This window comes from Streptomyces lienomycini, assembly GCF_027947595.1.
Lineage (GTDB): Bacteria > Actinomycetota > Actinomycetes > Streptomycetales > Streptomycetaceae > Streptomyces > Streptomyces lienomycini.
Genome location: NZ_CP116257.1, coordinates 1,341,517 through 1,365,641, shown reverse-complemented (window position 1 = coordinate 1,365,641; position 24,125 = coordinate 1,341,517). Strand labels below are relative to the sequence as shown.

22 protein-coding genes are annotated in these 24,125 nt (G+C 73.4%); 13 read left to right on the top strand and 9 right to left on the bottom strand.

The genetic code is table 11. From position 1 onward, the window contains the following. The first annotated feature begins 4 nt into the window (after nt 1–4). The gene (ligD, locus tag BJ961_RS06480) at nt 5–886 is read left to right on the top strand and encodes a non-homologous end-joining DNA ligase (protein ID WP_271320350.1); all 882 of its coding nucleotides are present in this window, start codon (nt 5–7) and stop codon (nt 884–886) included. A 12-nt stretch (nt 887–898) separates the two neighbouring features. On the opposite strand, the gene BJ961_RS06475 is transcribed toward ligD, so the two are convergent. Then, the gene (locus BJ961_RS06475) at nt 899–1,702 is read right to left on the bottom strand and encodes a nuclease-related domain-containing protein (RefSeq protein ID WP_271320349.1); all 804 of its coding nucleotides are present in this window, start codon (nt 1,700–1,702) and stop codon (nt 899–901) included. Nucleotides 1,703–1,897: 195 nt separating this feature from the next. Here BJ961_RS06475 and BJ961_RS06470 point away from each other — a divergent pair, with 195 nt between their 5' ends. The 5 genes from BJ961_RS06470 (at nt 1,898) to BJ961_RS06450 (ending at nt 7,440) form a co-directional block, all read left to right on the top strand. Next, complete coding sequence (locus BJ961_RS06470) at nt 1,898–2,722, top strand: hypothetical protein (protein ID WP_271320348.1); 825 nt, start codon at nt 1,898–1,900, stop codon at nt 2,720–2,722. Next, nucleotides 2,719–3,963, top strand: coding sequence for an ATP-binding protein (locus tag BJ961_RS06465; protein WP_271320347.1), 1,245 nt, complete (start codon nt 2,719–2,721; stop codon nt 3,961–3,963). Before BJ961_RS06470 ends, BJ961_RS06465 begins: the two co-directional genes overlap by 4 nt. Nucleotides 3,964–4,101: 138 nt before the next feature. Then, nucleotides 4,102–4,545 (top strand): SH3 domain-containing protein, encoded by a 444-nt coding sequence (locus tag BJ961_RS06460; RefSeq protein WP_271320346.1) that lies wholly within the window; start codon nt 4,102–4,104, stop codon nt 4,543–4,545. A gap of 43 nt (nt 4,546–4,588) precedes the next feature. Further along, on the top strand, nt 4,589–5,950 hold the full coding sequence (locus tag BJ961_RS06455) for an FtsW/RodA/SpoVE family cell cycle protein (protein ID WP_271320345.1): 1,362 nt from the start codon (nt 4,589–4,591) through the stop codon (nt 5,948–5,950). After that, nucleotides 5,947–7,440: a penicillin-binding transpeptidase domain-containing protein gene (locus BJ961_RS06450; protein ID WP_271320344.1), complete on the top strand. Its 1,494-nt coding sequence runs from the start codon at nt 5,947–5,949 to the stop codon at nt 7,438–7,440. The genes BJ961_RS06455 and BJ961_RS06450 overlap by 4 nt, the downstream gene beginning before the upstream one ends. On the opposite strand, the gene BJ961_RS06445 is transcribed toward BJ961_RS06450, so the two are convergent. After that, nucleotides 7,397–8,023 (bottom strand): Uma2 family endonuclease, encoded by a 627-nt coding sequence (locus BJ961_RS06445; RefSeq protein ID WP_271416980.1) that lies wholly within the window; start codon nt 8,021–8,023, stop codon nt 7,397–7,399. The two genes, BJ961_RS06450 and BJ961_RS06445, sit on opposite strands and share 44 nt — an antisense overlap. A 237-nt stretch (nt 8,024–8,260) precedes the next feature. Here BJ961_RS06445 and BJ961_RS06440 point away from each other — a divergent pair, with 237 nt between their 5' ends. The 4 genes from BJ961_RS06440 (at nt 8,261) to BJ961_RS06425 (ending at nt 11,780) form a co-directional block, all read left to right on the top strand. Beyond that, the gene (locus BJ961_RS06440) at nt 8,261–9,199 is read left to right on the top strand and encodes an AurF N-oxygenase family protein (RefSeq protein WP_271320343.1); all 939 of its coding nucleotides are present in this window, start codon (nt 8,261–8,263) and stop codon (nt 9,197–9,199) included. 195 nt (nt 9,200–9,394) lie between these two features. Beyond that, nucleotides 9,395–10,048 carry a TetR/AcrR family transcriptional regulator gene (locus BJ961_RS06435; protein WP_271320342.1) on the top strand — a complete coding sequence of 218 codons (654 nt, stop codon included), beginning with the start codon at nt 9,395–9,397 and terminating at the stop codon, nt 10,046–10,048. 51 nt (nt 10,049–10,099) lie between these two features. Beyond that, on the top strand, nt 10,100–10,423 hold the full coding sequence (locus tag BJ961_RS06430; protein ID WP_271320341.1) for a hypothetical protein: 324 nt from the start codon (nt 10,100–10,102) through the stop codon (nt 10,421–10,423). A gap of 103 nt (nt 10,424–10,526) precedes the next feature. Continuing rightward, nucleotides 10,527–11,780, top strand: a complete 1,254-nt coding sequence (locus BJ961_RS06425; RefSeq protein ID WP_271320340.1) for a C40 family peptidase — start codon at nt 10,527–10,529, stop codon at nt 11,778–11,780. Here the strand turns inward: BJ961_RS06425 and BJ961_RS06420 are convergent. The 5 genes from BJ961_RS06420 to BJ961_RS06400 are packed head-to-tail and all read right to left on the bottom strand — an operon-like array spanning nt 11,744 to nt 17,828. Next, nucleotides 11,744–13,006 (bottom strand): styrene monooxygenase/indole monooxygenase family protein, encoded by a 1,263-nt coding sequence (locus BJ961_RS06420; RefSeq protein WP_271320339.1) that lies wholly within the window; start codon nt 13,004–13,006, stop codon nt 11,744–11,746. The two genes, BJ961_RS06425 and BJ961_RS06420, sit on opposite strands and share 37 nt — an antisense overlap. A gap of 44 nt (nt 13,007–13,050) precedes the next feature. Further along, nucleotides 13,051–13,692 carry a GTP-binding protein gene (locus BJ961_RS06415; protein ID WP_271320338.1) on the bottom strand — a complete coding sequence of 214 codons (642 nt, stop codon included), beginning with the start codon at nt 13,690–13,692 and terminating at the stop codon, nt 13,051–13,053. Then, complete coding sequence (locus tag BJ961_RS06410) at nt 13,673–14,113, bottom strand: DUF742 domain-containing protein (RefSeq protein WP_271320337.1); 441 nt, start codon at nt 14,111–14,113, stop codon at nt 13,673–13,675. Before BJ961_RS06410 ends, BJ961_RS06415 begins: the two co-directional genes overlap by 20 nt. Further along, the gene (locus BJ961_RS06405; protein ID WP_271320336.1) at nt 14,110–14,622 is read right to left on the bottom strand and encodes a roadblock/LC7 domain-containing protein; all 513 of its coding nucleotides are present in this window, start codon (nt 14,620–14,622) and stop codon (nt 14,110–14,112) included. Before BJ961_RS06405 ends, BJ961_RS06410 begins: the two co-directional genes overlap by 4 nt. Further along, a complete protein-coding gene (locus BJ961_RS06400; RefSeq protein WP_271320335.1) occupies nt 14,619–17,828 on the bottom strand; it encodes a sensor histidine kinase in 3,210 nt (1,069 codons plus the stop codon). Before BJ961_RS06400 ends, BJ961_RS06405 begins: the two co-directional genes overlap by 4 nt. A 443-nt stretch (nt 17,829–18,271) precedes the next feature. Here BJ961_RS06400 and BJ961_RS06395 point away from each other — a divergent pair, with 443 nt between their 5' ends. Further along, the gene (locus BJ961_RS06395) at nt 18,272–19,063 is read left to right on the top strand and encodes a protein phosphatase 2C domain-containing protein (RefSeq protein ID WP_271320334.1); all 792 of its coding nucleotides are present in this window, start codon (nt 18,272–18,274) and stop codon (nt 19,061–19,063) included. A gap of 57 nt (nt 19,064–19,120) precedes the next feature. Here BJ961_RS06395 and BJ961_RS06390 read toward each other — a convergent pair whose 3' ends face one another. Continuing rightward, nucleotides 19,121–19,615 carry a MarR family winged helix-turn-helix transcriptional regulator gene (locus BJ961_RS06390; protein WP_271320333.1) on the bottom strand — a complete coding sequence of 165 codons (495 nt, stop codon included), beginning with the start codon at nt 19,613–19,615 and terminating at the stop codon, nt 19,121–19,123. A gap of 239 nt (nt 19,616–19,854) precedes the next feature. On the opposite strand from BJ961_RS06390, the gene BJ961_RS06385 reads away from it, so the two are divergent. After that, complete coding sequence (locus tag BJ961_RS06385) at nt 19,855–20,682, top strand: lysozyme (RefSeq protein ID WP_271320332.1); 828 nt, start codon at nt 19,855–19,857, stop codon at nt 20,680–20,682. 110 nt (nt 20,683–20,792) lie between these two features. On the opposite strand, the gene lon is transcribed toward BJ961_RS06385, so the two are convergent. Beyond that, a complete protein-coding gene (gene lon / locus BJ961_RS06380) occupies nt 20,793–23,216 on the bottom strand; it encodes an endopeptidase La (RefSeq protein WP_271320331.1) in 2,424 nt (807 codons plus the stop codon). 200 nt (nt 23,217–23,416) lie between these two features. Between lon and BJ961_RS06375 the strand changes: the two genes are divergently transcribed. Beyond that, nucleotides 23,417–24,115: a spermidine synthase family protein gene (locus BJ961_RS06375; protein ID WP_271320330.1), complete on the top strand. Its 699-nt coding sequence runs from the start codon at nt 23,417–23,419 to the stop codon at nt 24,113–24,115. Nucleotides 24,116–24,125: the final 10 nt, after the last annotated feature.

The window sequence follows — 24,125 nt, the reverse complement described above, 5'->3', positions numbered from 1 at the left end:
TGGTATGGCGCCTATCACTGAGGTGGAGGGGCGGCGGGTGGCCCTCAGCAACCTGGACAAGGTGCTGTATCCCGAGGACGGCTTCACCAAGGGCGAGCTGCTGCACTACTACGCGACGACCGCGCAGGTGCTGCTGCCGCATCTGCGGGACCGCCCCGTCTCCTTCCTGCGGTATCCGGACGGTCCGGACGGCCAGCTGTTCTTCACCAAGAACGTGCCGCCCGGTACGCCCGACTGGGTCACCACCGCCGAGGTGCCGCGCTCGGAGGGGCCCGCCCGCATGGTGCTCGTGCAGGACCTGGCGACTCTGATGTGGGCGGCGAACCTGGTGACCGAGTTCCACACGCACCAGTGGACCGCGGACGATCCCGGCGAGGCCGACCGGCTGGTGTTCGACCTGGACCCGGGGCCGCCCGCGACCGTGGTGCAGTGCTGCGAGGTCGCGCTGTGGCTGCGGGAGCGGCTGGCGGCGGACGGGATCGAGGCGTACGCCAAGACGTCCGGGGCCAAGGGGCTGCATCTGCTGGCGGGCGTGCGGGGAGCGTCGTCCGAGCGGGTGTCGGAGTACGCGAAGGCGCTCGCGGTGGAGGCGGAGCGGGCGCTGCCGGAGCTGGTGGTGCACCGGATGACGCGCAGCCTGCGGCCGGGGAAGGTGTTCGTGGACTGGAGCCAGAACGCCGCGCGCAAGACCACGGCCGCTCCGTACACCGTGCGGGCCCGGTCGGTGCCGGCGGTCTCCACCCCGGTGACGTGGGACGAGGTGGCCGGGTGCGGGCGGGCGGAGCAGTTCGTCTTCCGGGCGGCGGACGCCGGGGCGCGGGTGCGGAACCACGGCGACCTGCTGGCGCCGCTGTTCGACCGGCGGCGGGCGGCGGCGCTGCCCTGAGCCGCGCCGGTCTCAGACGCGCTTCCAGGTCGCCCGGTCCCGGGCCACGGCGTGCAGGGCCTCGACGTCCGCCGGTTTGAGCACGCCGCCCGGGCCGGCGAGGCCCGGCAGTTCCCGGTCGGTGAGGACGCGCAGGGCCCGGGGCGCGGCGGCGACGCTCAGGTGCGCGGGGCCGACGAGGACGAGGACGGGGCGGACCTCGGCGGTCAGGGCGTGGGAGGCGCGGTCCGCGGCGGCGCGGACCCGGTGCAGCAGGGGGTGCGGTGCACGGCGGCCCACCGCGACCAGGGGGTCGGCGACGCGCACCCGCTGCCTGCGGGCGGGCAGGACGTGCAGGGCGAAGAGGCCGCCGGGGCCGATCAGCAGATGGTGGACGCGGTCGCCGCCCGGCAGCGGGACGGAGTGCAGGGTGCGCCATCCGGCGCCGTCGAGGCGGTCGAGGGCCTCGCCCGTGGCCTGCTCGGCGGCCAGTGCCCGGCGGCGCGGGTCGGGGCGCAGCCGGTGCGCGGGTCCGGGTGCGCGCTCCACGGCGACCAGGAGCGCCTCGCCGGGCCGGTTGGGGGCGAGGTCGTCGTCGGGGTGGAGGGTGAGCCGGGCCAGCTCGGCCGGGGTCGGGACCGGGGGCGGGCCGACCGCGACCGGGCCGGTGAGGAAGGGTGCCAGGGCTTCGAGGACCTCGTCCTCGCGGTCGTCGCGCAGCAGGTTGACGCGGGCCGCCTCACGGTCGTACCAGGCGACGTTCGCGCCGTCCGGAAGGCAGACGTAGAGCCGTTCCCGGCCGTGGCGCCGGGCCGGTACGACGCGCAGTCGGTGCATGCGCCTCACCCCCTTCCATGGGACCAGGAGGGGTGCCGCGGGGGCAAGGACCCGGTCGGCTCCGGGTGGCCCGGCGGGCCCGCGCGCGGGCAAAATGGCCTCCCGTACCAAGATGTGTGCGGTGCCGCGCCGTATGCGGTGCCGCCCGCGGCCGTGCGGGACCACCGACGCCGATCACCGAACCCCAGGAGTGCAGTGCTCCCGAGCCGCCGAGGGCGCCCCGCCCGCGTCTCCGCCCTCCTCGCGCTGCTCATGGCGGTCGGGGCGGCCGGGGCGCTGACCGCGTGCGGGGACGGCGGCGGGCTGCGGAGCGCGGGGGCGACGTCGGCCGCGCGGAGTCCGGCCCGGCTCTGGCCCGGTCTGACGCCGGCGTCGAGCCCGGCGTACGACATCGGCGAGGTGGAGCACGCGCGCGTGGAGGGCGTCGCCGTGCCCGGCGGCGACATCCGCCGGGCGGACCCGGTGGCGGCGGTGCGGGCCGAGATCGACGCGCATCCGGGCGACTACGCGGGCCCGAAGGCGCGGTACCACGAGACGTCCGTGCGGATGGCGGACTGCGGCACGGGCGGCGGGGCGGGCGGGTCCGACGGTTCTGACGGCGCGCGGGACGGCTGCCCGGTGCTGCCGCCGTACTACCGCGACCTGACCGGCGACGGGCGGCCCGAGATGACGCTGGGCTTCCGGCTGCTGCCGGAGCAGCTGACCGCCGTGCGCGTCTACACCGTCGAGAAGGACCGGCTGGTGCGCGTCATGTCCTACGACGACGCCGTGAGCGCGGTCGAGCTGGCCGGGCGGACGGTGATCGTCCGCTCGCCCTCGGAGGTCGCCGGCTACGAGTACCGGCTCCAGTGGACCTGGGACGCCGACCAGCGGGCCATGCTGCTGACCAGCGACGAGATGCTGCGCACCGACGACGGCGGACAGCACACGAAGCGCCCGTCCGCATCACCCTCGCCCTCGCCCTCCCCCACGTCCTCGAAGGCGCCGTCGGCCGGGTCGTCGTCGGCGGGCGCCCGGTGAGGCTCGCCCTTCCCCGGTGGGCCGGTCCGCTCGCCGTGAAGGCGGCCGTCTTCATCACCGTGATGTGCTGCGCGCTCGCCGCGCTGCTCGGCGTCCTGGTGCACGTCTCGGTGACCAACCAGACCATGGGCCAGGCCCGGGACGCGGCCCTGGACCGGCTGCGGGAGGCGACGGAGTCCTACGAGGCCGGGGACCCGCTGCGGCGGAGCGCCGGTGTGGACCCGCCGGGGCTGCCCGGGCGGCTGCGCGAGCTGGCCGTCTCGGGCCGGCGCGGCACGATGGCCGCCGACTACGACGGGCGCCCCACGATGTGGGCGGCGGGCCCCGCCGACGGCGGCCGGGTGCTGGCGGTGCGGGTCGACCAGTCCCAGGGCGAGGCCACCATCGACGGCCTGGACGGCGCGATCGTGTGGTCGTCGGCGCTGGCGATCGGGGCGACGCTGCTGGTCGGCGCGTTCGCGGTGACGCGGGTGACGCGGCGGCTGCACACGACGGCACGGGTGGCGCGGCGGATCAGCGCGGGCGACCTGGACGCACGGGTCGGCGATCCGCGCGCGCAGGATCCGACGCGCCCGCAGGACGAGGTGGCGTCGGTGGCCGCCGCGCTGGACTCCATGGCGTCGTCCCTGCAGGGCAAGCTCCTCGCCGAGCAGCGGTTCACCGCGGACGTGGCGCACGAACTGCGCACGCCGCTCACCGGGCTGCACGCGGCGGCCGAACTGCTGCCGCCGGGCCGCCCGACGGAGCTGGTGCGGGACCGGGTGGCGGCGCTGCGCACCCTCACCGAGGACCTGCTGGAGATCTCCCGGCTGGAGAGCGGGCGGGAGCGGCTGGAGACGGAGCCGGAGGAACTGGGCGCGCTGGCCCGGCGGGTGGTGCGCGGCTCCGGCACCGACACGCGCGTGGACGTCGTGCGGGACACGCGCGTGGAGACCGACCGGCGGCGCCTGGAGCGGGTGCTGGGCAACCTGGTCGCCAACGCGCACCGGCACGGGCGGGCGCCCGTGGTGCTGACCGTGGACGGGGCGGTGATCACCGTACGGGACCGCGGGGACGGCTATCCGGCGTACCTCCTCGCGCACGGGCCGCAGCGCTTTCGCACCGAGAGCGGGGCGAAGGGCCACGGCCTGGGGCTGACGATCGCGCTGGGGCAGGCGGAGGTGCTCGGGGCCCGTCTGGAGTTCACCAACCCGCCGGACGGCGGGGCGCTGGCCACGCTGACGCTGCCTCAGCGGCCCTGACGCCGCGTGGTCCCGTCCGGGCGGCCCCGCCCGCCCGGTGCTTCCCCGATGGCGCAGCGCGGCGGGCGGTCCACTCCGGGCGCTCCTAATGTGGCGGTTAGTCACCTGAAGACCCGTTCGCTCCCGGGAGGTACTCCCATGCCCCTACTGTCCGCACCGGTCTCGCGCTCCCCCCTGGTCCGCGGCCTCGCCACCGCCCTGGCGGCCGGCGCGCTCGCCACCGCCGTCGCCGTCACGCCCGCCGTCGCGAGCGACGCGCGGGACGGCGACCCGGGCTCCACCTCCGCCGCCACCGGCGGCGGGAACGGCGGCGACGCGTGGGGCGGGAGCGACGGCCGCCAGGAACGGGGCCGCTACCGGGGTGTCGTGACGGCCGACCGGCTCGCCCTGCACACCTCGCCGGCCCGCGGCTCGGACGTCATCCGGTACGCCCACCGGGGCGAGACCGTCTCCATCTACTGCAAGACGCCCGGCGACAAGGTGAAGGGCAACCCCCTCTGGTACCTCCTGACGGACGGCACCTGGGCCTGGGGCGCGGCCCGCTACATCGACAACGTCGGCCCCGCGCCGCGCTGGTGCTGATCCAGACGGCGTGCACACCACACCATTTAGGTAAGTTCCGGACATGACCAAGGCCGGAACCGGAACCGGGATCACCGTGGCACAGGCGGACACCCCCGCTCCCGTCGCCCGACTCCCCCGGCGCCGGGGCATCGAACTCACGCTCATCCTGATGGCCGTACTGCTGTCGGTGTTCGGCTACTGCAACGTCGGCCTCGCCCAGCACGGCACCCTCCCGCCCGGCGCCGCCGGTTACGGCGCCGGGCTCGGTGTGCTCGCGCTCCTGGCCCATCTGGCGGTACGGCTGCGAGCCCCGTACGCGGACCCGCTGCTGCTGCCCATCGGCGTGCTGCTCAACGGGCTCGGCCTGGTGCTGATCTACCGGCTCGACCTGGAGACGCCGGGCGACCGGGCGGCCCCGACGCAGCTGGTGTGGTCGACGCTGGGCGTCGCGCTGTTCATCGTGGTCGTGCTGCTCCTGCGCGACCACCGCGTCCTGGCGCGCTACGCGTACGTCTGCGTCACCGCGGCGCTCGCCCTGCTCACCGTGCCGATCTTCTTCCCGGCGGTGAACGGCGCCCGCATCTGGATCCGGGTCCAGGGCTTCTCCATCCAGCCCGGCGAGTTCGCGAAGGTGCTGCTCGCGGTGTTCTTCGCCGCCTACCTGGCCGCCAACCGCAGCGCGCTGGCGTACGCGGGGCGCCGGGTGTGGCGCCTCCAGCTGCCCACGGGCCGGGTCCTCGGCCCGATCGTGGCGGTGTGGCTGGTCAGCGTCGGCGTCCTGGTCCTGGAGCGGGACCTCGGCACCTCGCTGCTGTTCTTCGGCCTGTTCGTCGTCCTGCTCTACGTCGCCACCGGCCGCACCGGCTGGATCGCCGTCGGCCTGGTGCTGGCCTCGCTGGGCGCGGTGGCCGTGGGCTGGCTGGAGCCGCACGTGCACAGCCGGGTGGAGGACTGGCTGCACCCCTTCGCGTCCATCGAGGCGGGCGACGGGCCGGGCCAGCTGGCCCAGTCCCTCTTCGCCTTCGCGGCCGGCGGGGTGACCGGCACGGGTCTGGGCCTCGGGCACTCGATCCTGATCGGCTTCGCCGTGAAGTCGGACTTCATCCTGGCGACCGCGGGCGAGGAGCTGGGCTTCCTGGGCCTGACCGCCGTCTTCCTGCTGTACGGGCTGCTGGTGGAGCGCGGCTACCGGGCGGGCCTCGGCGTCCGCGACCCGTTCGGCCGGCTGCTCGCGGTCGGCCTCTCCTCGATCGTGGCGCTCCAGGTGTTCGTCATCGCGGGCGGGGTGACCGGGCTGATCCCGCTGACCGGCATGGCGATGCCGTTCCTGGCCCAGGGCGGGTCCTCCGTCGTCACCAACTGGGCGATCGTGGCGCTGCTGATCCGGGTCAGCCACGCGGCCCGGCGCGGGGCGCCCGCGTGACCCGGCACATCCGGCACGCCGCCGTCTTCTGCGCCCTGCTGCTGGTCGCCCTGGTGGTCAACGCGGCCCGGGTGCAGATCGTCCAGAAGCCGGAGTACGACGGCAACCCGGCCAACCGCCGCCCCGACATCGCCCGCTACCAGCAGCCGCGCGGGGACATCCTGGTCGGCGGCGAGGCCGTCACCGGCTCCCGGGACACCGGCGAGCACCTGCGTTTCGAGCGGACCTACGCGAACGGGCCGATGTACGCGCCGATCACCGGCTTCGCCTCGCAGGCGTACGGGACGACGCTGCTGGAGCACGCCGAGGACGGATTGCTGTCCGGCGCCGACCCGATGCTGGCGCCGCTGCCGCTGTGGAACGACGTCACGGGGGCGCACAATCCGGGCGGCGACGTCGTGACGACGATCGACGGGGCCGCGCAGCGGGCGGCGTTCGAGGGCCTGGGCGGGCGCAAGGGCGCGGTGGCCGCGATCGAGCCGTCCACGGGCCGGATCCTGGCCCTGGTCTCCACCCCGTCGTACGACCCCCAGCTGCTGTCCGGGAACAGCGCGGCCGCCACCCGGACCTGGCACCGGCTGAACGACGACCCGGACAAGCCGATGCTCAACCGGGCGGTGAGCCGGACCTATCCGCCGGGTTCGACGTTCAAGGTGGTCACCGCGGCGGCGGCGCTGGACGCGGGCGTGGTCCGCGACCTGGACGCGCCGACCCGCTCCCCCGACCCGTACACCCTGCCGGGCACGCGGACGAAGCTCACCAACGAGGCCGACGGCTGCCGCGACGCCTCGCTGCGGGAGGCGTTCGAGTGGTCCTGCAACACGGTGTTCGCCAAGCTCGGCGTGGACGTGGGCGTGGGCGGCATGACGGCGATGGCGGACGCCTTCGGTTTCAACGACGACGGGCTGCGGGTGCCCTTCCCCGTCGCGCGGAGCACCTTCGACACCTCGGTCGACCGGGCGCAGCTCGGCCTGTCGTCGATCGGGCAGTACAACACGCGCGCGACTCCGCTGCAGATGGCGGTGGTCGCGGCGGCGGTGGCGGGCGGCGGGCAGGTGCGGTCGCCGTACCTGGTGGAGCGCACCCTGCGGGCGGGCGGCAGCCTGGTGGCGGCGGCCGGGTCGCGTCCCACCCGGGAGGTGATGCGCCCCGCCACGGCGGCACTGCTCAAGGAGCTGATGACCGGCGTGGTGGAGCGGGGAACCGGCGCGAAGGCCGCGATCGAGGGTGCCACCGTGGGCGGCAAGACCGGCACGGCCCAGCACGGCGTCGGCAACTCGGGCACGCCGTACGCGTGGTTCATCTCCTGGGCGCGGGGCGACGGGGACATGGAGGCGAAGGTCGCGGTCGCGGTGGTGGTCGAGGGCTCGGCGGCGGACCGCGGCGGCGTCAGCGGGGGCGGGCTGGCGGCGCCGATCGCGCGGGGGGTGATGGAGGCGGTGCTCTCTACAGCAGGCCCGAAGGTGGCATCACCGGCGGCCGGCGGTTGATGACGGTGAGATCAATCGTGAGAGGGAACGGGACATTGAGCTTCAGTCGGTTGTGGTGGATGCCAGTAAGGCCATAGGTGTCCGTGGCCCGGTCGAGTTCGTAGGTGTAGACGACTGGCAGCCCCTCGTTTTCCTCGACCCTCCAGTAGTACGGGATGCCCGCCAACGCATACTTCCGCGGTTTCACGTCCCGGTCCCGCTCCTGGGAGTCCTCGGACACCACTTCGATGGCGAGGACAACGGAATCCGAGTGGTGCCACGTCTGCCGCGGTCCGGTGTCGGCATCCGCCCGATATACCAACACATCCGGTTCTGGACGGTTTCGCCGGTCAAGCTTGACACTGAACTCTCGGTCGACGTCGTACGCGTCCGGCGCCTGACCGAGCAGCGCGTACTCAAGCAGCCGGATGGTGCGCATGTGAAAGCGGGTCTGCGGACTCACGAAGACAAGGCTCCCGTCGATCAGCTCCGTGTGCGGAGGCAGGTTGGGAAGCTCGTCGAGGTCGTCCGCCGTCCAGCCGCCCTCGGGCGGACGGGGCCACTGGTAGTCGTCGTCCAGCCCGTAGTCGCGTGCGGCGCTCATGATCGCTCCCATGTGCCGGAGTCTGACGGACATGGCCAGCGTACCCAGGACGAACGCCGACGGAGCGCCTCATCGAGCGAACCCACGCCGGACGATTGACGGCCACCCCACCTTTACTCGCGGTCAACAAGTTCCGCGCGGGGGATTGACGAGCTTGCTGACACGCAGTCTCATAAGACGCAGCACGCTGGAGTGACCGCGGGTAACACGATCCGTTCGACGAGGTGGGACACAGCCATGACGACCCTGACGGAAGCCGACGCGCTCGAGGGCCTGCGCGACGCGCTCGGCCTGCTCAAGGACCGGGAGCAGGTGGCCGAACGGCTGCTCGACTCGTCCGCCAAGCACTCCTTCGACCCGGACAAGGAGCTGGACTGGGACGCGCCGTTCGAGGACGGCAAGTGGTTCTGGCCGCCGGAGCTGGTGTCGCTGTACGACACGCCGATGTGGCAGCGGATGAGCGAGGAGCAGCGCATCGCGCTCTCCCAGCACGAGGCCGCGGCCCTCGCCTCGCTCGGCATCTGGTTCGAGCTGATCCTCATGCAGCTCCTGGTCCGGCACATCTACGACAAGGCGGCGACGAGCGCCCACGTGCGGTACGCGCTGACCGAGATCGAGGACGAGTGCCGGCACTCGAAGATGTTCGCCCGGCTCATATCCCGCGGCGAGACCCCCTGGTACCCGGTGAGCCCCGTCCACCAGCACCTGGGGCGCCTGTTCAAGACGATCTCCACCACGCCCGGCTCCTTCACCGCCACGCTGCTCGGCGAGGAGGTCCTGGACTGGATGCAGCGGCTGACGTTCCCGGACGAGCGGGTCCAGCCGCTGATCCGGGGCGTCACGCGCATCCACGTCGTGGAGGAGGCCCGGCACGTCCGGTACGCCCGTGAGGAGCTGCGCCGCCAGATGGTGACGGCCCCGAAGTGGTCGCAGGAGTTCACCCGGGTCACCTCCGGGGAGTTCGCCCGCGTCTTCTCCCTCGCCTTCATCAACCCGGACGTGTACACGAACGTCGGCCTCGACAAGCGCGAGGCCCTGGCCCAGGTCAAGGCCAGCGGCCACCGCACGGAGATCATGCAGACCGGAGCGAAGCGCCTCACTGACTTCCTGGACGACATCGGCGTACTGCGCGGCGTCGGACGACGGCTGTGGAGGTCGTCGGGGCTGCTGGCGTAGCACTCCCGCTCACGAGACCGCAGCGCCTCACTGCCACGCGGCGGAGCCGCAGAGCGAACACAGCCTGGACGACATCGGCGTACTGCGCGGCGTCGGACGACGGCTGCGGAGGTCGTCGGGGCTGCTGGCGTAGAGCCGTCGGTCCGGTCCGCCGGCGTGGGTGGGCGCGGCGTCCTGCGGGTTACGCTGCGGTTCATGACCCCGCAGGCTCCCACCCCCGCCTACCGCCGCCTCAGCGTCGAGGAGCGCCGCGTCCAGTTGCTGGAGGCGGCGCTCGTCCTCTTCGCGCGCCGGGCGCCGGAGGAGGTCTCCCTGGACGACGTGGCGGAGCAGGCCGGGGTCTCGCGCCCGCTGGTGTACCGGTATTTCCCCGGCGGCAAGCAGCAGCTGTACGAGGCCGCGCTCGGGTCGGCCGCCGACGAGCTGCGGCTGTGCTTCGACGAACCCCGCGAGGGCCCGCTGCTGGCCCGGCTCTCCCGCGCCCTGGACCGCTACCTCACCTTCGTCGACCAGCACGACACCGGCTTCAGCGCCCTGCTGCGCGGCGGCAGCGTGGTCGAGACGTCGCAGACCTCCGGCATCGTGGACGGAGTGCGCCGGGCCGCCGCCGAGCACATCCTGGACCACCTGGACGTGGCCGGGCCCGGCCCCCGGCTGCGGATGACCGTGCGGATGTGGATCACGGCGGTGGAGGCGGCCTCGTTGATCTGGCTGGACGAGGACAAGCAGCCGCCCGTCGGCGAGCTGCGGGACTGGCTGGTGGAGCAGTTCCTCGCCGTACTGACGGTCACCGCCCGCCGCGACCCGCAGACCGCGACGCTGGTCGAGGCCCTGGCCGCGGACCTCTGACGGCGTGCGCCGCCCTCTCGCCCCGGTGCGCCGATCACCGACACTGGTGCCGTGAAGAGCGAAGACACCCCCTTCGAGGGCGGCCCCATGGACGGGCGGGTGCTGCCCGTCCTGGTCGGGATGACCGGGCACCCGCCGAAGACGTACCGCATCCCCGTACCGGACCCGGACGGCGGTCCGCCCACCGTGCTGGTGTACCGGCGCGTGCCCCGCGACTCCCGGGGCGGGCTGCGGTTCGCCCGCTGGAAGTACACGTACGACCCCGCGGGCGGAAGGGGCTCCGGCCGGAAGTGGCCCTGGTCGAGGCCGGACCGCTCGGGGGCCGCCGATCCAGACGCCACGCCGCGCGGCAAGCCGGACGACGCGGACGGGTGACCCCGTTGCGCCGGTCCGCGCACACTCGGCGCGCGCGCCCCGCGGACCCGCCACATGCTCACCGTGCGGAGCGGACCCACCGCCCCGCATCGGAGGTGATGGCGTGTCAGGAAGGCTTCTGCGTCTGGTGTGCACGGCGACGGTGGCGGCCGGGATCGTCCTCGCGCCCGTGTCCGCCGCGGCCGAACCGGAACCCGGCGGGTCCGGACCCGGCACCGGGGCGTCCACCGGCGAAGAGTCCGCGCCACCCGGCGGCGAAGAGTCCGCGCCCCCCGGCGGCGACGGGGCCGCCGCACCCACCGGCGACCGGTCCGTGGCCGAGCTGCTGACGGACCTTCAGCGGCTGTACCGGGAGGCGGAGAAAGCCACCGAGACCTACAACGGCACCGAGGAGCGGCTGAAGCGGCAGCGCACCGAGGTGAAACGGCTGGACGCCGAGCTGGCCCGGACCCGGCTGTCCCTGCGCGACAGCCGCGGCGCGGCCGGACGGCTGGCCCGGCAGCAGTACCAGAACAGCAGCAACCTCTCCCCCTACCTGCGGCTGCTGCTGGCCCGCGACCCACAGCACGCCCTCGACCAGGGGCATGTGATCGGCCGGCTGTCCCGGGAGCGGTCCGAGACCGTGGGCCGCCTGACCGGCGACGCGAGGAAGGCCGACGAGCTGGCCGGACGCGCCCGTGCGGCCCTGGCCCGGCAGACCGCCCTCGCCGAGCGCCAGGAGAGCGAACGGGACGGCGTACGCGAACGCCTGCGCGCCGTGGAGGAACTCCTCGCCTCGCTCACCCCGCGGGAACTGGCCGCGCTGGCGGAGCTGGAGGAGAGCGGCGTCGCCGAGGACCAGGAGCGGTTCCTCGCGTCCGGCGCGCTCGGCGACGACGCCAGGCCCTCGGCCGAGGGCGACCGGGCGGTGCGCTTCGCGGTGGAGCAGCTGGGCAAGCCGTACGAGTGGGGCGCCGAGGGCCCGGCCGCCTACGACTGCTCGGGGCTGACCTCGGTGGCCTGGCGGCGGGCCGGGACGCCGATCCCGCGGACCAGCCAGGAGCAGTGGGCGCGGCTCACGCACGTGCCGCTCGGCGAACTGCGCCCCGGCGACCTGGTCGTGTACTTCCCCGAGGCCACCCACGTGGCGCTGTACCTCGGCGACGGCATGGTCGTCCAGGCCCCACGCCCCGGCGCCGACGTCAAGGTCTCGCCGATCGCCGCCAACCCGGTCCTGGGCGCGGTGCGCCCCGACCCCGGCGAGGAGCCCGTGCGGCGCTACACGCCGCCGAGGCTCCCCGCGGGGGCGTCGGAGGGGTCCGACGAGGGATACGCGGCGTCCTACGCGCCCGCGGCGCCCGAGACCTCCGCCAGGTAGCCCTGGGTCTTCGCCGGTTCGTAGAAGAAGTTCTCGAAGTCGGACGGGTCGTTGAAGCCGTTGGCGATGCGGTCGGCGACGGGCTGCAGCTCACCGGCGGCGCCGAGCAGGCCGACGATGTGCTCGGGCGGCGGGGCCAGCATGGCGTTGGTCCACTTGGTGACGTGCCGGGCCGTGTCCCAGTAGCGGTCGAAGGTCTGCCGCATCCACGCCTCGTCGAACTCCTGGTCCCCTCGCTCGAGGATCGAGGCGAGGTAGGAGGCGGCGCACTTGGACGCGGAGTTGGAGCCCTGGCCGGTGGTCGGGTCGTTGGCGACGACCACGTCGGCCACGCCGAGGACGGCGCCGCCGCCGGGCAGGCGCCCGATCGGGTGGCGCACGGTGGGGGCGTAGCGGCCGGCGAGGGTGCCGCCGGCGTCGGTCAGTTCGACCTTGGTGGCGCGCGCGTACTCCCAGGGGACGTACTTCTCCATGAGTTCCAGGGTCAGGGAGAGGTGCTCCGAGGGGTCCTTGACGTCCTTGAACACGTCGAGCGGGCCGCCGGGTATGCCCTCCAGGAACAGGATGTCGGCGCGGCCCGAGGTGGTGAACGTCGGCATGACGAACAGCTCGCCGACGCCGGGCACCAGGTTGCAGCGCACGGCCTCGGTCTCCGGGTGCTCCGGGCGCGGGTCCATCCCGTGGACGTAGGCGACGGCGAGGGCGCGCTGCGGCTCGCTGTACGGGGAGCGGGAGGCGTCGCGGCCGAACATCTGGACCAGCTCGCCCTTGCCCGCGGAGACCAGGACGAGGTCGTAGGCGCGGGAGAAGTAGTCCAGGTCGCCGACGGCCACGCCGTGGATGACCAACTGGCCGCCGCGCTGGGCGAAGGTCTCCATCCAGCCGGCCATCTTCACCCGCTGGTCGACCGACTGCGCGTGGCCGTCGAGACGGCCCAGCCAGTTGATCGCGCGCTGCGAGGGGCCCGGGTCGTGGGAGCCGGGGGCCGCCACCGAGAGGCCGAGTCCCTCGATCTTCGGGGCCTGGGACTCCCAGAAGTTCAGCTGGAGGTCGCGCTCGTGCTGGAGGGCGGTGTGGAACATGCACTGCGTCGACATGACCCGGCCGGTGCGGATCTCGTCCGCGGTCCGGTTGGACATCAGGGTGACCTCGTAGCCGTGCGACTGGAGGCCGAGGGCGAGTTGGAGACCGGACTGGCCGGCTCCGACGACGAGTATCTTCCGCATGCGGGGGACGCTCCTAAGGGGACTGCTCGGGGACTGCTCGTGGACTACTCGGGGGTCTCGTCGAGCGCGTGGCCCACGAGGGACAGCAGGGTCTCGATGGCCGAGATCCGGCGGCGCGCGTCCATGATCATGACAGGTACGTGGGGCGGGATCGTCAACGCCTCCCGCACGTCCTCCGCGTCGAACAGCTCGCTGCCGTCGAAGTGGTTGACGGCGACGACGTACGGCAGTCCGCAGCTCTCGAAGTAGTCCAGCGCCGGCCAGCAGTCCTTGAGGCGGCGGGTGTCGGCCAGCACGACGGCGCCGATCGCGCCGCGCACCAGGTCGTCCCACATGAACCAGAACCGCTGCTGGCCCGGCGTGCCGAAGAGGTAGAGCACCAGGTCGTCGTCGAGCGTGAGGCGGCCGAAGTCCATGGCGACGGTGGTGGTGACCTTGCCCGGGGTGGCGGTGAGGTCGTCGGTCTCCTCGCTCGCCTCGGTCATCAGCGCCTCGGTCTGCAGGGGCGTGATCTCCGAGACGGCGGTGACCAGGGTGGTCTTCCCGACGCCGAAACCGCCCGCGACGACGATCTTCGTGGCGACCGGCGCCCGGGTGGCGTCCCGCTGCCAGGGCTGTACGGGCCCGTCGGTGTCGACGAGCGGGGGGACGCCGAACGCGGCGGCGTCAGAGACGGCGGAGCCCACTGAGCACCCTTTCGAGCAGTGCGCGGTCGGGGCGGCCCGTGCCGTGGCCGGTCCCGGTGCCGTACACACGGATCTTTCCCTGGTCCGCCAGGTCGCTGATGAGGACGCGGACCACACCGAGCGGCATCTTCAGCAGCGCGGCGATCTCGGCCACCGTACGCATACGGCGGCACAGTTCGACGATGGCCCGCATCTCCGGCATCACGCGGGAGGTGAGGCTCCCGTTCGTCAGCTCCTTCCGCTCCTCGGCGGCTTCGAGCGCGGCGGTGCCGGCGGTGGCGCCGACGAACGTCTCGACGAGCAGGACGTGGCCGAAGCGGGTGCGGCCGCCGGTGAGCGAGTAGGGGCGGACGCGGGCCGCTTTGCGGTCGGCGCCGCGTACGGGGAGGTTCTTCGGACTCTTCCGCGGGCTGCTGCTCATCGGGTCCTCCCCGCCGACTCGGACTCCGGGGACTCCAGCGACTGCCGCAGTTCGCTGCGGAGTTCGGGGGTCAGGACGTGGCCGGCGCGACCGACGAAGAGCGCCATGTGGTACGCGACGACACTCATGTCGCAGTCCGCGGAGCCGTGCACGCCGAGCAGCGAGCCGTCGCTGATCGACATGACGAACAGGCTGCCCTCGTCCATGGTGACCATCGTGTGCTTCACGGCGCCGACGTCCATCAGCCGGGCGGCGCCGACGGTCAGGCTGCCCACGCCGGAGACGACGGTGGCGAGGTCGGCGGCGGAGCCGCGCGGGCCCGCGCGGGGCGTCTCGCGGACCTGCCTGGCCTCCTCGTTGCGACCGGGGTCGGAGGAGAGGAGCAGCAGGCCGTCGGAGGAGACCACCGCGACCGATTGGATGCCGGGCACCTCCTCGACGAGGTTGGTCAGCAGCCAGTGGAGATTGCGGGCTTCACTGCTCAGTCCGAAGGTACTGGGCGCGGTCAACTGCTTGCCTCCTCGACGGTGCCCCCCGTTGCTTCTTCGGTCGTGCCCGCCGCGGTGGGCGGCGCCTCGTGCCGGTCCGTCCGGTCGGCGATCTCCGCCTCGACGTCCCGGCGGCCCGCCTCCGCCCCCTGGCGGAATCCTCCCAGGCGACGGCGGAGTGCCTCGGCGTCGACGGAACCCGACGCGCGCGGACGCGGCACCGAGGCCGGGGCGGCGAGCTTCGGGGTCCGCTTCGGCAGGCCCTTGTCGGTGACGGGCTCCTCCGGTTCCGGAGCGGCGCTTCGGGATTCGGTGTCGGCCGACGCGGCCGCGGCGTCCACCGGGTCCATCCGGTCCGCCCGGTCCTGGGTCCGGGCCGCGCTCTCGTCCGGCGTGCGGTCATGGGCGTCGGGGCCGATGGCGTACGGACCGGGTGCGGGCTCCGGCCGAGTCGCTTCCGGCGCCGGTTCCGGTTCGGGGGCCGGTTCCGGGTCCGGTTCCCGGGCCAGTTCCGGTTCCGGTTCCGCGACGGCCGGGAGGAAGAGGGCCATCGTCGCGTCGTCGGGGAGATCACGACCGGGCTGCGGGGCGGCCTCCCCGGCCAGGGCGTCACCCTCGTCGGGCACCACGGCTCCCGGCTGCGCGGCTTCCGCCTGCGGGGTGGCCGGTTCCTTGCTCTCCGGCTCTGCGGCTTCCGCCTGCGGGGTGGCCGGTTCCTCGCTCTCCGGCTCCGGGGCCTCCGGCTGCGTGGCCTCCGGCTCGGTGGTAGGGGTCGCGCGCGGCCCGTCCGCCTCCGCGTCCGCCTCCGCGCGGCGTACGGCTGCCTCGGCCGAGGCCACCAGCGGGTCGGTGTCGGGACGGGTGTCTGCTTCGTCCCCGGCGTTCGCCCGAGCCTGCTCCGTCCCCTCCGCTCCCTCCGCCCGCTCTGCCCGTTCCGCCTGTTCTGCCCTCTCCGCCTGTTCCGCCTTCTCCGGCTGCTGAGCCTTCTCCGCGCGTCCGCGCAGGACGTTGGAGTTGGCCTCCGCGTCGGCACCCGGCAGGGAGAAGGAGCCGGTGCCGTCGGACACCGGCACGGTCGGGGCCAGCGCCGCCGGCGGGGCCGCCGCGAGCAGCGGGGTCGGGAGCACGACGACCGCCGCGACACCGCCCTGCTTCTGCTCCCGCAGCCGCACGCGCGCCCCGTGCCGGTGGGCGAGCCGGGCGACGACGTAGAGACCGAGCCCGAGACCGTCCTCGCCCTCCTGGTCGAACGGCGCGTCCGGGTCGAAGTCGGTGAGGCGGGCGTTGAGCCGCTGGAGGCGTTCGGTGGCCATGCCGATGCCCTCGTCCTGGACGGAGAGCATCACCTCGCCGTTCTCCAGCAGCCAGCCGGAGACCTCGACGGGCAGGTCGGGCGGCGAGAAGGAGGTGGCGTTCTCCATCAGCTCGGCCAGCAGGTGGGAGAGGTCGTCGGCGGCGAACCCGGCCACGTGGGCGTGGGGCGGCAGCGCGGCGATGCGTACCCGCTCGTACCGTTCGATCTCGCTGACCGCGGCCCGGACCACGTCGACCAGCGGCACCGGCGAGGTGCTGTGCTGCACGTGCTCGGTACCGGCGAGGACCAGGAGGTTCTCGCTGTGCCGGCGCATGACCGTGGCGAAGTGGTCGAGCTTGAACAGGGTGGCGAGCCGGTCCGGGTCCTGCTCGCGGTCCTCCAGGCTCTCGATGACCGCGAGTTGCCGCTCGACCAGGCCGAGGGTGCGCAGCGCGAGGTTGACGAAGGTGCCGCCGATGCTCTTGCGGACGACGTCGAGCTGGGCGACGGACTCGGCGAGTTCGGCTCGCAGTTGCTCGCGGGTGTCGGCCATCTTCTGCCGCTGGCCGACGAGGTGCTTGCGGTCGGCCTCCAGCGTGCCGACCCGCTCGGCGAGGGTGACGGCGTGTGCGTGCAGGGCGTTGACGGAGCGGACGACCTGCGCGAACTCGTCGTTGCGGCCGGTGAAGGCGACCGGTTCCTCGGCCGTCGGGTCCTCCGCGCCGGCCAGCCGCGCCGAGCCGCGGCGCAGTACCGACAGCGGGCGGGTGAGGGTGCGGGCCAGCGCGGTGGCGATGCCGAGGGCCAGCAGGATCAGGGCGCCGAGGAGCGCGATCCGGACCTCCAGCGCGGTGACGTCGTCGTCCCGCAACTGCTCCAGGGCCTCGACCCGCTTCTCGTACAGGGCGGACTCGGCGCCGCGCATCGCGTCGACGCGGGCGGATAGCGCGGCGTCCAGCCTCTTGGTGCTGGTGGCGAGGTCGTCGTCGGAGAGCGTCGGCTCGTCGGTGAGACCGGCGAGGTACTTCTCCGCGGAGTTGACCTCGGGCCCGGCGACGGTGGCGTCGAAGCGGTCCCGGGCCTCCTTGGGCGCGCTCTCGCGGAAGTCGGCGAGCGCCGCGTCGGACCGTACGCGGGCCTGCTGGGCGGCGGCGGAGAGCGCGTCGCGCTGCTTGGCGTCGGAGCCCTTGGTCGTGGTCTCCTCGGTCGGCAGGCCGGTGAACGGGTCGATGACCGTCTCGGTGGTGCTCGGCACGTTCAGGGCCGCGAGCAGCAGACCGCGGGTGGCGGCGGCCTGCTGGACGGCGGTGTCCAGTTCGGCGAGCGCGTACGCGCCGGCGCCCGCACGGGGCGGCGACTCCTCGCCCAGTTCCTCGGCGAGGGCGTGGAGTTCGGTGATCGCCTCCGAGTACGCGTCGTGGGCCTCGAGGGCGGTGCTCTTGCCGGTGAGCGCGGCCCGGCGCAGCGCCGCGACGGCGTCCAGGTCGTCGCGCAGGGAGGCGGGCGTGTCGGTGTCGGTGCGCAGTTCCTCCACCTGGCGGTCGACGCGGGCGCTGCGCTGCTCGGAGGGCGCCTTGGACTTGGGGCGCCCGGCCGCGATGTACGGGGTGACCTCGTCGCGCTCGTCGGCGAGGGAATGGGCGAGGGTCAGCGCGCCCTGGGTCTGCTCGGCGAGCGTCACCAGTGACTGGGAGTCGTGCAGTTGCCCGGAGGCGGCCACGACCGACGGGGCTCCGGCCCCGGCGACGGCGGCGGCGACGACCGCCACCGCGACGATGAGGCGGTTGCGTACGTGGGTGGGACGGCCCTTGCCCACGGGTGGGGTCTGGGGAGGCGGTGGGGTGGAGGCGCCGGGGGTACGCTCCGCGCTCCCCGCGGGGGCCGTCTGCTTGCCTGTGCGACGAGGCCGCGTCTTCTGCACCGGTGCTCGCATTCCTGACTCGTGTACCCGTGGGACCGGGTGGCGCTCCGTCAACTGGCCGGTCGGGGGCGCGTGCGCACTCCGCCGGGCTCTGGGCCGTTTCCCGGCCGCCGGCAGCGCGTCGGGCGGGGAGACCGCGTGAGCGGGACATGCCCCCCACCGGTTCCCGACCCTCCCAGTGCCGGTGGGTGGTGAGCGCGCATCATCCGACCCGCCACCCGAAGGAGTGAACCCCGGACGGGAGTTGGGGAGCAAGTTCCGACGGCTCGTACGGGGTGGTCGCGCGGCGTGCCGGTTGGACGTCCGCGACAGGCGGTGGCACTATGTGCCGCCACGCGTAGCCGGAGCACGGAATCTCCTCCCAAATCCGGCGCCTGACCTGCGCTGCTGCGTTGATTGCGGGGAAGTCGCCGATCTTTTGCGGACCCTGTGAAGGGGTCGTGCAGACTGGCCGGATGCGCACGGAACTTGTCTCGGAACCCGGTCTGGCCGACCACCCCAACGAGGACTTCGCGAGCGTCGGGCTACCGGCCTCGGGACAGGGCGGTTCACTCGTCGTGCTGGACGGTGTGACGCCGCCACGGACCGCGTCGGGCTGTCTGCATTCCGTGCCGTGGTTCACCGCGCGCCTCGGCGGCGCACTGACCGAACTGACCGTTTCACTCCCGGATCTTCCCCTCGCCGAGGCCCTGTCCCGCGCCATCGCTCGTACCTCGGCGGCGCACGCCGAAACCTGTGACCTTTCTCACCCGCGCACGCCGCAGGCAACCGTGGTCCTCGCCCGCTGGTCCCCGGCCTCGGTCGAGTACCTGGTGCTGTCCGACTCGGCCCTGCTGGTGGAGGCCCCGGACGGCACGGTCTCGGCGGTCCTGGACGACCGGCTGGCCCGGCTGCCCCGTGCGGCCCTCGCCTCGGAGGCGCTGGTGGACGCGAACCTGCGCAACAGGGAGGGCGGCTTCTTCACGGCCGCGGCCGATCCCGCGGTGGCGGCACGTGCCGTGACGGGGGTGCTGCCGCGCGACGGGGTGCGGACGCTGGCCGCGTTGACGGACGGGGCCGCACGGTGGGTGGAGAAGTTCGGGGAGGGCGACTGGGCGCAGTGCCTGGCGCTGGTACGCAAGCAGGGCGCCCGGGGTCTGGTGGACCGGGTGCGGGAGCTGGAGCGCGTGGACGCGGCGGGCGACCGGACGTTCCTCGGCCGCGGCAAGACGCACGACGACGCGACGGTGGTGTACGCGCAGTTGTGAGAGGGGCCGCGTCGCAGGGGCGGGTCCGGGCTCGGCCGGGCGACGGCCGGCCCGGCGCTACCGCTCCATGCCCCGGTTGAGTTCGTGCAGCAGCCGGGCCAGTTCGGTCACCTCGCGCGGGTTCCAGTCGGCGAGCCTGCGGGCGTACCGGGCGCGGCGGGCCTCCCGGACCCTGCCCACGCGCTCCTGGCCCTCGGGGGTGAGGGTGACCAGCCAGGCCCGGCCGTCGGCGGGATCGGGTTCGCGGGCGACGAGCCCGAGTTCCTCCAGGGCGCGCAGCTGGCGGGACATCGTCGCCTTGCCGACGCCGATGAAGCCGGCCAGGTCCGTGGCGCGCTGCCCGCCGCACTCGCCGAGCCGGACGAGCAGGCCGTACGCGGAGGACTCCAGGTCGGGGTGGACCTCCCGGGCCATCTCGCCCTGGTTGGCCCGCGCCCGTCGCAGCAGGACCGTCAACTCGCGTTCCAGTGCCAGGAACTCCGGTTGGTTCACACCACTGCCGGACAGGTGGGATTCAACTCCGCGACCGCCGTCGTTCCCGTCTTCGTGCACGTCAGCCCCTGCCTCGATTTTCCCGGTCCTGAAAGTTTCCGCCACGGGCCGCCATCACCGCAGCTTGGCAAGTATTTCGCAGGCTTAGACCAACGGCGGCTGCCGGTCCCTCTTCCCACCCCCGTTCTACGTGCGTAGCGTCTTCACCGGACCCGCTGGTGGCATGCTCACGCCACTCATGGGTTCTCCCCACTCGCGCATCCCCCACCGAGCCACCACCGAGCCATCGGAGGCACGTCATGCTCGTGCACAGACCCGGATCGGCCCGTGGACGGCGCTTCGCCGTCGCCGGGACCCTGCTCGCCGCGCTCTCCCTCGTCTTCACTCTTCCGGCGCACGCCTCGTCGTCCGCCGACGTCCCGCCGCGCGGCTCCGCCCACATGGGCATGGGCGTCGCGGCCCACGACGGCGAGCACGGCACCCCGGTACCGGGCCGCGCGGCCCAGACCGAGGGCGTGGACGTCTCCAGCCACCAGGGCAACGTCGCCTGGTCGACCCTGTGGAACAGCGGCGTCAGGTGGGCCTACGCCAAGGCCACCGAGGGGACCTACTACACCAACCCCTACTTCGCCCAGCAGTACAACGGCTCCTACAACGTCGGCATGATCCGCGGCTCGTACCACTTCGCCACCCCGGACACGACGAGCGGCGCCACCCAGGCCAACTACTTCGTCGACCACGGCGGCGGCTGGTCCAAGGACGGGAAGACGCTGCCGGGCGCGCTCGACATCGAGTGGAACCCGTACGGGGCCACCTGCTACGGCAAGACGCAGAGCCAGATGGTCACCTGGGTCCGCGACTTCCTGAACACGTACAAGGCCCGCACCGGCCGGGACGCCGTGATCTACACGGCGACCAGCTGGTGGACCCAGTGCACCGGCAACTACGGCGGCTTCGCCGCGAACAACCCGCTGTGGGTGGCCCGGTACGCCTCGACGGTGGGCACGCTGCCGGCCGGCTGGGGCTACTACACGATGTGGCAGTACACGTCGTCCGGTCCGACGGTGGGCGACCACAACAAGTTCAACGGCGCGCTGGACCGCGTCCAGGCGCTCGCCAACGGCTGACCGGCGCCACGGGCTGACGGGCGCCAGCGGCTGACCGGCGCCAACGGCACGGGCGAAGGCCCGGGAACCCTCACGGGACCCGGGCCTTCACCTCATCCGGTGCGCGTCCGTCACGCCGCGACCGGAACCTCCGACTCCGCACCGTTGGTCGCCGGTGCGAGCGCCAGTTCCAGCACCTGGCGGACGTCGGTGACGGCGTGGACGTCGAGCTTGTCCAGCACCTGCGCCGGGACGTCGTCCAGGTCGGGCTCGTTGCGCTTGGGGATGATCACCGTGGTGATCCCCGCCCGGTGCGCGGCGAGCAGCTTCTGCTTGACCCCGCCGATCGGCAGCACCCGCCCGGTCAGCGAGACCTCGCCGGTCATCGCCACGTCGGTGCGGACCAGCCGGCCGGAGAGCAGCGAGGCGAGGGCCGTGGTCATGGTGACGCCGGCGCTCGGGCCGTCCTTGGGGACCGCGCCCGCCGGGAAGTGGATGTGCGCTCCCCGGTCCTTGAGGTCGCCCACCGGCAGTTCCAGCTCGGCGCCGTGGCTGCGCAGGAAGCTCAGCGCGATCTGCGCCGACTCCTTCATCACGTCGCCCAGCTGACCGGTCAGGGTCAGCCCCGCCGCGCCCGTCTCCGGGTCGGCCAGCGACGCCTCGACGTACAGGACGTCGCCGCCCGCGCCGGTGACCGCGAGGCCGGTGGCCACGCCCGGCACCGAGGTGCGCCGCTCCGCCGGGTCCTGCGCGGACTCGGGCACGTGGTGCGGCCGTCCGATCAGAGCGCGCAGGTCGCCGTCGGTGACGGTGAACGGCAGCTTCCGTTCGCCCAGCTCGTGCTGGGCCGCCACCTTGCGCAGCAGCCGGGCGATCGACCGCTCCAGGGTGCGTACGCCCGCCTCGCGGGTGTACTCGCCGGCCAGCCTGCGCAGGGCGCCCTCGTCGACGGTGACCTCGTCGGCGTCCAGTCCGGCCCGCTCCAGCTGGCGCGGGAGCAGGTGGTCACGGGCGATGACGACCTTCTCGTCCTCGGTGTAGCCGTCGAGGCGGACCAGCTCCATGCGGTCGAGCAGGGCCTCCGGGATCGCCTCCAGGACGTTGGCGGTGGCCAGGAAGACCACGTCGGAGAGGTCCAGCTCGACCTCCAGGTAGTGGTCCCGGAAGGTGTGGTTCTGCGCCGGATCGAGGACTTCGAGGAGGGCGGCGGCCGGGTCGCCCCGGAAGTCCGAGCCCACCTTGTCGATCTCGTCGAGCAGGACGACCGGGTTCATGGACCCCGCCTCCTTGATCGCCCGCACGATCCGGCCGGGCAGCGCCCCGACGTACGTGCGCCGGTGGCCGCGGATCTCGGCCTCGTCGCGGACGCCGCCGAGGGCGACGCGGACGAACTTGCGGCCCATCGCGTGGGCGACGGACTCGCCGAGCGAGGTCTTGCCGACGCCGGGCGGGCCCACCAGGGCCAGTACGGCACCGCCGCGCCGGCCGCCGACCACGCCGAGGCCCCGGTCGCCGCGCCGCTTGCGCACGGCCAGGTACTCGGTGATGCGCTCCTTCACGTCCTCCAGGCCCGCGTGCTCGGCGTCGAGCACCGCCTGGGCGCCCCGGATGTCGTAGGCGTCCTCGGTGCGCTCGCTCCACGGCATCTCCAGGACCGTGTCGAGCCAGGTGCGGATCCAGGAGCCCTCCGGCGACTGGTCGGAGGAGCGCTCCAGCTTGTCGACCTCCTTGAGCGCGGCCTCGCGGACCTTCTCCGGCAGGTCGGCGGCCTCGACGCGGGCCCGGTAGTCGTCGGACTCCTCGCCGTCCTGCTCGCCGTTGATCTCGCGCAGCTCCTTGCGTACGGCTTCGAGCTGGCGGCGCAGCAGGAACTCCCGCTGCTGCTTGTCGACGCCCTCCTGGACGTCCTTGGCGATGGTCTCGGCGACGTCCTGCTCGGCGAGGTGGTCGCGCAGCTGCTGGGTGGCGAGCCTGAGACGGGCCACCGGGTCGGTGGTCTCCAGCAGCTCGACCTTCTGCTCGGTGGTGAGGAAGGGCGAGTAACCGGAGTTGTCGGCGAGCGCGGACACGTCGTCGATGGCCTGGACCCGGTCGACGACCTGCCAGGCGCCGCGCTTGCGCAGCCAGGCGGTGGCGAGCGCCTTGTACTCCGTCACCAGCTCGGCCACCTGGCCGGGCAGCGGATCGGGGACGGTCTCGTCGACCCGGGTGCCCTCGACCCAGAGCGCGGCGCCCGGACCGGTGGTGCCGGCGCCGATGCGCACCCGGCCCCGGCCGCGGATCAGGGCGCCCGGGTCGCCGTCGGCCAGCCGGCCGACCTGCTCGACCGTGCCGAGGACGCCGGTGGCGGCGTGGGTGCCGTCGATGCGCGGGACGAGGAGGACGCGGGGCTTGCCGGGCTCGGACCTGGCGGCGGCCTGGGCGGCCTCCACCGCGGCCCGTACCTCGGCGTCGCTCAGGTCCAGGGGGACGACCATGCCGGGCAGGACCACTTCGTCGTCGAGCGGCAGCACGGGCAGGGTGAGCGGTGTGAAGGCGGCGGACTCAGCAGCCATGATCTCCCCTTCGGCAGTCAAGTTGAGTTACATCGACTCAATGAAAGGGAGCCTCTGATTGTTCCCCACCAGCTGTTCGCTCTGAGCGATCAAGCGCGGGGCCGCGCCTCGGCACCTCGCGGGCAAGCGGCGGCCCTCCTGTGCACAGCGCCCCCGGACCGACCGGCATTCCTGCGCGGGGCGGGTGCCAGGATGGGCCGATGTCCCTCACTTCCCACCCCTTGGCCGACATCCCCGAGGTGCTGGACCGCCGCGACGGTCCGTACGGCGAGGTGGTCCTGCGCCGGCACGGGACGTTGCTGCAGATCATCGCGAACGGCTGCTTCCTGATGGACACCTCCGACGGACGCTCCGAACGCCGCCTGGTCGACGCGGCGGCCGACGCGCTGTCCACGGCCGGCGGGCGGACCGCGCCGCGCCTGCTCATCGGCGGACTCGGCGTCGGCTTCTCCCTCGTCCACGCGGCCGCGGACCCCCGCTGGGGCCGGATCGCGGTCGTCGAACGCGAGGGCGCGATCATCGACTGGCACCGCGACGGGCCGCTGGCCCCGCTCTCCGCCGAGGCCCTCGCCGACCCCCGCACGGAGATCGTCGAGGCGGACCTGGTCGCGTACGTCAATGAGACATCCGACACGTACGACGCCCTGTGCCTCGACATCGACAACGGCCCCGGCTGGACCGTCACCGAGGGCAACGACGGGCTCTACGCGCCGTCCGGACTGGCGGGCTGCGCGCGGCTGTTGAGGCCCGGCGGGGTGCTTGCCGTATGGTCCGCGCAGCCCTCTCCGGAATTCGAAGAAACCTTGCGTAATGCCGGATTCCAACAGGTGCGTACCGAAGAGATCCCCGTTGCCCGGGGCGTTCCGGACGTCGTGCACATCGGCGTCGGGCCTGGATAGCAAAGGCGCG

Bases quoted from the DNA above. Each gene is read 5' to 3' on its own strand.
- BJ961_RS06460 (WP_271320346.1), top strand. From the start codon at position 4,102: ATGCCCCTACTGTCCGCACCGGTCTCGCGCTCCCCCCTGGTCCGCGGC.
- BJ961_RS06410 (WP_271320337.1), bottom strand. From the start codon at position 14,113: ATGAGCAGCAGCCCGCGGAAGAGTCCGAAGAACCTCCCCGTACGCGGC.
- BJ961_RS06385 (WP_271320332.1), top strand. From the start codon at position 19,855: ATGCTCGTGCACAGACCCGGATCGGCCCGTGGACGGCGCTTCGCCGTC.
- BJ961_RS06435 (WP_271320342.1), top strand. From the start codon at position 9,395: ATGACCCCGCAGGCTCCCACCCCCGCCTACCGCCGCCTCAGCGTCGAG.
- BJ961_RS06475 (WP_271320349.1), bottom strand. From the start codon at position 1,702: ATGCACCGACTGCGCGTCGTACCGGCCCGGCGCCACGGCCGGGAACGG.
- BJ961_RS06440 (WP_271320343.1), top strand. From the start codon at position 8,261: ATGACGACCCTGACGGAAGCCGACGCGCTCGAGGGCCTGCGCGACGCG.
- BJ961_RS06375 (WP_271320330.1), top strand. From the start codon at position 23,417: ATGTCCCTCACTTCCCACCCCTTGGCCGACATCCCCGAGGTGCTGGAC.
- BJ961_RS06420 (WP_271320339.1), bottom strand. From the start codon at position 13,006: ATGCGGAAGATACTCGTCGTCGGAGCCGGCCAGTCCGGTCTCCAACTC.
- ligD (WP_271320350.1), top strand. From the start codon at position 5: ATGGCGCCTATCACTGAGGTGGAGGGGCGGCGGGTGGCCCTCAGCAAC.
- BJ961_RS06400 (WP_271320335.1), bottom strand. From the start codon at position 17,828: ATGCGAGCACCGGTGCAGAAGACGCGGCCTCGTCGCACAGGCAAGCAG.
- lon (WP_271320331.1), bottom strand. From the start codon at position 23,216: ATGGCTGCTGAGTCCGCCGCCTTCACACCGCTCACCCTGCCCGTGCTG.
- BJ961_RS06395 (WP_271320334.1), top strand. From the start codon at position 18,272: ATGCGCACGGAACTTGTCTCGGAACCCGGTCTGGCCGACCACCCCAAC.
- BJ961_RS06445 (WP_271416980.1), bottom strand. From the start codon at position 8,023: ATGAGCGCCGCACGCGACTACGGGCTGGACGACGACTACCAGTGGCCC.
- BJ961_RS06455 (WP_271320345.1), top strand. From the start codon at position 4,589: ATGACCAAGGCCGGAACCGGAACCGGGATCACCGTGGCACAGGCGGAC.